We start from the raw sequence: 6,790 nt of genomic DNA on the forward strand, positions 1-6,790 counted from the left end.
CGCAAGCATCTTATTGTAGACAAGACGAACACAACCAAATGTTTTGGCTAATAATACTGCCTGTTCTCTGTTTGGTAGTAAACGGAATTTGAAAGCTTTGTTTTGTTTAGTCATATCAATTCACCTCGCTTTGTACGGAATAATATCGTATATATTGATTGTATCGTAGAAATACCGTACAATCAAGTGAGAGGTGATAATTTTGAAAGATAATAAAGAACGTGTAGAAATTCGTATGCCTAAATCAATTATCGAGAAATTAGATAAATACCAAGAAGAAAACGGACTGTCTACAAGAACAGCAACTATTCTCGAATTATTGCGAAAAGGCTTAGAAAAATAACTTTGGCTAAAGCCAACCGAAATTCATCTCCCACCTACTCATTGGTGCTATTCGCACCTTCACATTCCTTGAGGATGGGAGACTTCTTTCGGAAAGCCGTTAAAAAAGGAGGGATAATCTTGAAAATCATTACACAAAAGCACTTTAATGACATACTAGATGAGCTTCACTATCTCGAACAACAACATGTTATTTCCGCTGAGCAAATCCAAGCCGCCAAACAGCACTATCAAGTTAAACCGCCATTATCCATTCTTTCTATTATATTAACAGTTGGTGCTATTTTAATTGGCATTGGTGTGTTGATTGCAGTGTCTACGAATTGGATGTATCTAGCTGCAATTACCAAATTTACAATCCTTATAGGTGCTACTGTAACAAGCTATGTGCTCGCTTTTAGTTTGCAAACAAAATTTGAGCGCACCTCTCGTGCTTTATACTATGTGGCAGTCTTTATTGCAGGTGCAAGCCTGTATTTCATTGAAGGCTTGTACACAAATATGGTCAACTTTACGACTACTGCATTGCTATGGGCACTTATTATTGCTCCGCTAGCTTATTTTTTACGTGATATCTTTTTATCACTACTATTTGCTGTAGCTGTGTTTATTGCTACTGTTAATTATTATGATGCTAGCTTATTTTACATTAGTAGCCTATTACCATTTATTGCAGCACTAGCATGGTTTAATATGCGTAAACTGCACAATAATGCATTACTGCTAGTAGCAGTTGTCGCGCTCACTATTATGTGGTTAACAACTTTTGGTGATTATTTTAATGCACCTACTTATAGCGTATTGCTTGTTGTATTTGGCTTTGGTTTAACTTTATTTTTCACTCGCTCAGCACAACATGCCACACTTACACGCTGGTTAGGTACTGCACTGCTTAGCTTTACGGGTGCGATGCTAATGAGTGATTTTTCATGGCAAAGCTTTCATCAAACCACTGCCACAACACTTAGCATTATTTTCACTATAGGTTTTGCGGTGCTCGCTTTTAGCTTATTACGCACTGCTCACTTACAAGCAATCGTACTAATTGCGGTATTAATTATTACGGTGTACACCAACTATACGTTTGATCTTATTCCTAAATCCGTATTCTTCGTAGTAGCAGGGTTATTATTAATTGGTTTTGGCTACTGGTTTGAACGCACGCGTCGGGAGGCTGATTCCATTGACTAAATTAACGAAAAAGCAATTTAGTATCGCGCTATTGCTTCCTATTATATTTGCGGTTGCTTTATCCTTACCGCTTTGGCAATTACTATCATCAACAACAACGTACACTATCGAAGCCACAAGCTACGATAATATTAAAGCAGATACGTACATCGACATCCCGCTACATGTTAAACGTGACCAGCTTGAACCTAGCTTGCGTAAATTAACTACGCAACAAAATAGTGTACGTAAAAAGGTATATGCTGTCTTTGCTGTTTCGCATAATAAAAAGCTAACTTTACGTCATGTACAATTAAGAAAGCCAAAGGATGAGGTGTACTTACCAGCTACAATGTATTTATACAATATGAGTGCTTATGAAAATCAAGAACTACCTATCACACTTGATGTAGGTCGCGCGATAAACTATGCAGATACGTATAACTACAGCACTACGACTGATTATAAATGGGATGCTACACTCCAGTATGCTAATGGACATGCCGTCATTACAGAATTACGAAAGCCAGCGCATTGACGCTGGCTTTTTGCTACAAAAAAACTCCAGCGAAGGGGCTTCACTGGAGTTAGCTGAGGATTTTTGTTTTTGTTTTTACATTGCTTGGCGAATAATTTCCATTACTTCCTCTAGTTTTGGTTTACGAGGATTTGTTGCTGCTGTTACGTCCTTCATCGCATTTTCAGCTAATGTTTGGATGTCTTCATGCTTAGCACCTAGCTCTTCAAAACCTGAAGGAATGTTTAAATCTTTAGCTAAACGTTCGATAGCTGCGATACCTTTTTCAGCTGCTTCACGTTTGCTTAAACCATCTACTGATTCACCTAGGTAAGCTGCGATTTTCGCAAAGCGATCTTCACGGCCTACTAAATTGTAGTGGCATACATGTGGTAATAAAATCGCATTACATACACCGTGTGGTAAATTATAGAACCCGCCCATTTGGTGCGCGATAGCGTGTACATAACCAAGTGATGCATTGTTAAATGCCATACCTGCTAAGAATTGAGCGTAAACCATTTGTTCACGTGCTTCCATGTCATGACCATTAGCGAATGCGCGTGGTAAGAACTCAGGAATTAACTCAAATACTTTTTCTGCACAAGCATCAGTCATTGGTGTTGCCGCTGTAGAAACATAAGCTTCAATTGCGTGTGTTAATGCATCTAGACCTGTTGCTGCTGTTAACGCTGGTGGAAGGCCAACCATTAAAGCAGGGTCGTTGATTGATACAAGTGGTGTAACATGCTTGTCGATAATCGCCATTTTAACGTGGCGTTTTACATCTGTAATGATCGTAAACTTCGTCATTTCACTTGCAGTACCTGCTGTTGTATTAATAGCAATTAAAGGTACTAAAGGATTTTTAGATTTATCTACACCTTCGTAATCGTGGATAGTACCACCATTAGAAACAACTAGGCCAATACCTTTAGCCGCGTCATGTGAAGAACCGCCACCGAGTGATACTAATGAGTCACAGTTAGCTGCTTTATAAGCATCTACACCGTCTGCTACGTTTTGATCTGTTGGGTTTGGCTCTGCTTTTGGATAAATCTCAACCTCTACGCCTGCTGCTTTAATAATATCAGCGATGGTATTTGCAATACCTAATTGATATAACCCTTCATCTGTAACAAGTAATGTTTTTTTAGCACCGACATCTTTCAAGCGTGTGCCCGCTTCATTGATTGTACCTTGTCCGAATAAGTTAATGGCTGGCATTGAAAATGAACTCTGTTGTGTCATGTAAGTTACCTCCAAGTTGTTTGTTATCCGCAATAGGGTTCCGGCTCCGCTAGTACGAATTGTCATTTTACCTACAAAGTGTTGCAACGACTTTACACGTAGAAATATACGCCCATGGGTTTATAAACTCAACAGAAACGACTTCAAAAATGTGATGTTCACAATATATTTATACTTTTTTCACATTTAGAAAGCGTTTTCAGCACACTTTATCAATGCATTATCGTTTACTTTACCTACTTTAGACCTTAATACCTTCTGTTATGTTAGAAAAACTGTTGCCACGGTTGCTCCTTCGGTGGGGACGAAGTAAAAGTAAGCCATTCTTTCGTTGTTGGATGTGGAAAAGCAATCATTGTTGACCAAAGAGCAATTTGTTCACCTACGCGATTAACATGTTGACCATATTTTTGATCACCGTATAGGGGACACCCTATTGCGGCAAATTGCACGCGGATTTGGTGGGAGCGCCCAGTTTGTAATTGCACCTTCACTAATGCGCTATTGCCATTTACCTTTTGCGTTTCATACGTTAAGATGGCTTTTTTTCCCCTCTTATCTTTAGCCGGTACTACGTGCACTTTGTTTTTAGCGCCATCTTTCCATAAATAATTTACGAGCTGGGCACTTTTTTTAGTTGGCACACCGCGTAACACCGCTACATACTCTCGTTGCATCTCCTGTTTACGTAAAGTATCTGCAAGACGCGAGGCAGCTTTTGATGTTTTAGCAAAAACCATAGCACCACCGACAGGTCGATCTAAACGATGGACTAAGCCTAAATAAACATTACCAGGCTTATCGTAACGCACTTTAATATCTTCCTTTAATAAGGTTAATAAATCTTTATCACCACTGCTATCTTCTTGGACAGGTACGTTGATTGGTTTCTCTACAACGAGTAAATGGTTATCTTCATATATAATTTTCACAGCAGTCCCTGCTCTCTTATAATTTTCTTTAATAAGGCCTTACTTGCACGTTCAACTAAATCATAAGTTTGCGCAAAATCTCCTGTATAATAAGGGTCTGGTACTTCAGTTAATGCATCATCAATAACATCCAATAAACGCAGTACAGTTGCTGATGTTTGTGGGAATACTTGCATCATATTACGCATATTGCTATCATCCATTGCTACGATATAATCGTACGTTTGACCATCTTCAGCTGTAATTTGGCGTGCATGCATACCCTCTGTTGAAATGCCATACTCCGCCATTTTTGCTAGCGTGCCTTTATGAGGACGCTCTCCAACATGCCAGTCACCTGTGCCTGCAGAATCAATTTCAATTTTATCAGCCAACCCAGCTTCCTTAACTTGGTGACGAAATACGGCTTCAGCCATAGGTGAACGACAGATGTTTCCTAAACAAACGAACAATACTTTTGTCATTTTACTTCCTCCTTTTCACTATTATCATACTAGCATTTTACGGGGGCTGAAACACGTTAATGTCAGACTTCTTATGGTATAATCCGTGTATGAAATTTGATAAGGTGGGGTCTGTTGTGAAAAAATCATTGACGATTGGTATGACAAAAGCAATTCAAAAGGCAAGTAAGTTAGCAGGTAAGGGTGGCAGTACAACACCAGGCGTCGTTGCACGAAAACTAAATCCTGCTATTTTAAAGCAATTACGCAATAATGTAGGCCATGTTGTTTTTATTACAGGAACAAATGGTAAAACAACAACATCTAATTTATTAGCGACAATCTTACAAGAAAATGGTAAGCGTGTAATTCATAATAAAGAAGGCGCTAATCTTATCACTGGTATTACTACAGCATTTGTAGCTCCTCAAAATTTGCGTGGTACGAAAAAGTTTGATTATGCGGTTATTGAAATTGATGAAGGTTCAATTGCACGTGTACTAAAAGAAATTCGCCCTGATTATTTTGTCTTTACTAATTTATTTAAAGACCAAGTCGATCGCTTTGGCACAGAGCATGATTTAGCGAATACGCTTAAAGATGTACTCGCACCTTATGACTTGCGCTTAGTGCTCAACAGTAATGATCCTTACGTTTCTCATATCGTAAGCAAACAACAAGCTATCTATTATGGCTTCGCTAAAGATGCCTTCAACTTCGACGCGATTAAAAACGAAGAACATGTTACTTGCCCACGTTGCGGTGGCGAATTGCGTTACGATTTTCAATTATATGCGAACTTAGGGAACTTCTATTGCGCTAGCTGTGACTATGCTTCTTCTACACCACGCTATACAGTAACAGCTGTTCGTGACGGAGCTGTAACGATTAATAACACCGACTATCATTGTGCTTTAGAAGGTGGCTATAATGCCTATAACATCGCCGCTGCAATCGCGGCTGCACGAGAGCTCGGTTTTACAGAAGACGAAGTTGCTAAAGGTTTACGTGCTGTAGCTTTAGAAAACGGTCGAATGGAACGCTTTACATTAAATGATCAAGAAATCTTGCTCAACTTAGCTAAAAATACCGCTGGCCTTGATGTAAGTTTATCTGCGATTGATACATTACCTGGCACTAAAAATGTCTATATCGGTGTCAATAATACACCTTATGATGGCATCGATAGCAGTTGGGTAAACGATGCTAACTACGCACTTATTAAACGTGATGATGTTCAGCATATTTACTGTGGTGGTAGTTGCGCACAAGATGTAAAAAACGCGCTGCTTGCTCAAGGCTTTGCCGAACAAAACTTACACATCGTAACAGAAGCTCCGCTCAGTGAGCAATTAGCGGTAGGTGCAGATAGCGTACTCGTTATTCCTAACTATACGATGCTTGAACCAGTGCGCAAACAACTCGTAAAATAAAGGGTTTTGTACGAGTGATGACGAAATAAGCTGTATCACCAATTATAGGAGGAATTTAAATGTTATCCGAAAAATTACACCGCGCTTTAAATGATCAAATGAATTTCGAATTTTATTCGGCTCATACTTATTTAGCAATGGCTGCTTATTGCACAGCTCAAAACTATGATGGTTTTGCTAACTTTTATTTAGTACAAGCAGAGGAAGAACGCTTCCACGCAATGAAGTTTTATAACTTCATTAATGACATGGGCTACCCTGTTACAATTAGCGGTTTTGGTAACCCAGGTAACGAATTCACATCAGTCGTGGATACATTCAAAACAGGGTTAACTCACGAAAAAGAAGTGACACGTCGCATTTATCATTTAGCGGACATTGCATTAGAAGAACGCGAACACGCAACGATGGCATTTTTAAAATGGTTCATCGATGAACAAGTAGAAGAAGAAGCATCTTTTGACAATTTAATTCAACGTTTAGAACGCGTACATGGCGATTCGAATGCTGTATTTATGTTAGACAATGAGCTAGCTTCTCGTAAGTTCGATCCAAATGCACAATAAAATAAAAACAGGCTGGGACAAAACCCTGCTTATAAATGAAAAGCCCTTGAACTTTTACATGGCGTAAAAGTTCAAGGGCTTTGATTTTTGTGGTTAAAAAAGAACACCTTCTGTTAAAATAAAGTCACCAAAACAA

9 protein-coding genes are annotated in these 6,790 nt (G+C 38.9%); 5 read left to right on the top strand and 4 right to left on the bottom strand.

Annotated features, from left to right (window positions below):
* A partial coding sequence (locus tag DDE80_RS13355; RefSeq protein WP_153060878.1) for a helix-turn-helix domain-containing protein occupies positions 1 to 114 on the bottom strand: 114 nt, incomplete at its 3' end.
* Positions 115 to 193: 79 nt separating this feature from the next.
* Here DDE80_RS13355 and DDE80_RS13360 point away from each other — a divergent pair.
* From DDE80_RS13360 to DDE80_RS13370, 3 genes are all read left to right on the top strand, one after another.
* A complete protein-coding gene (locus DDE80_RS13360; protein ID WP_235190411.1) occupies positions 194 to 343 on the top strand; it encodes a ribbon-helix-helix domain-containing protein in 150 nt (49 codons plus the stop codon).
* A gap of 119 nt (positions 344 to 462) precedes the next feature.
* Positions 463 to 1,533, top strand: a complete 1,071-nt coding sequence (locus tag DDE80_RS13365; RefSeq protein ID WP_161952343.1) for a DUF2157 domain-containing protein — start codon at positions 463 to 465, stop codon at positions 1,531 to 1,533.
* A complete protein-coding gene (locus DDE80_RS13370) occupies positions 1,526 to 2,050 on the top strand; it encodes a hypothetical protein (RefSeq protein ID WP_108308381.1) in 525 nt (174 codons plus the stop codon). The genes DDE80_RS13365 and DDE80_RS13370 overlap by 8 nt, the downstream gene beginning before the upstream one ends.
* 75 nt (positions 2,051 to 2,125) lie before the next feature.
* On the opposite strand, the gene DDE80_RS13375 is transcribed toward DDE80_RS13370, so the two are convergent.
* The 3 genes from DDE80_RS13375 to DDE80_RS13385 all read right to left on the bottom strand — a co-directional run bounded on the left by DDE80_RS13375 (position 2,126) and on the right by DDE80_RS13385 (position 4,676).
* Positions 2,126 to 3,280 (bottom strand): iron-containing alcohol dehydrogenase, encoded by a 1,155-nt coding sequence (locus DDE80_RS13375; RefSeq protein WP_108308382.1) that lies wholly within the window; start codon positions 3,278 to 3,280, stop codon positions 2,126 to 2,128.
* A 266-nt stretch (positions 3,281 to 3,546) separates the two neighbouring features.
* Entirely contained in the window at positions 3,547 to 4,212 is a 666-nt protein-coding gene (locus DDE80_RS13380; protein WP_108308384.1) for an RluA family pseudouridine synthase, read from the bottom strand.
* Entirely contained in the window at positions 4,209 to 4,676 is a 468-nt protein-coding gene (locus tag DDE80_RS13385) for a low molecular weight protein-tyrosine-phosphatase (protein WP_108308386.1), read from the bottom strand. The genes DDE80_RS13380 and DDE80_RS13385 overlap by 4 nt, the downstream gene beginning before the upstream one ends.
* A gap of 116 nt (positions 4,677 to 4,792) precedes the next feature.
* Here DDE80_RS13385 and DDE80_RS13390 point away from each other — a divergent pair, with 116 nt between their 5' ends.
* Positions 4,793 to 6,088: a MurT ligase domain-containing protein gene (locus tag DDE80_RS13390; protein ID WP_161952344.1), complete on the top strand. Its 1,296-nt coding sequence runs from the start codon at positions 4,793 to 4,795 to the stop codon at positions 6,086 to 6,088.
* Positions 6,089 to 6,147: 59 nt separating this feature from the next.
* Complete coding sequence (locus tag DDE80_RS13395) at positions 6,148 to 6,654, top strand: ferritin (RefSeq protein ID WP_108308388.1); 507 nt, start codon at positions 6,148 to 6,150, stop codon at positions 6,652 to 6,654.
* Positions 6,655 to 6,790: the final 136 nt, after the last annotated feature.

Origin of the sequence: Metalysinibacillus jejuensis, assembly GCF_003057615.1 — a bacterium.
In the GTDB taxonomy this organism is placed as follows: Bacteria; Bacillota; Bacilli; order Bacillales_A; family Planococcaceae; genus Metalysinibacillus; species Metalysinibacillus jejuensis.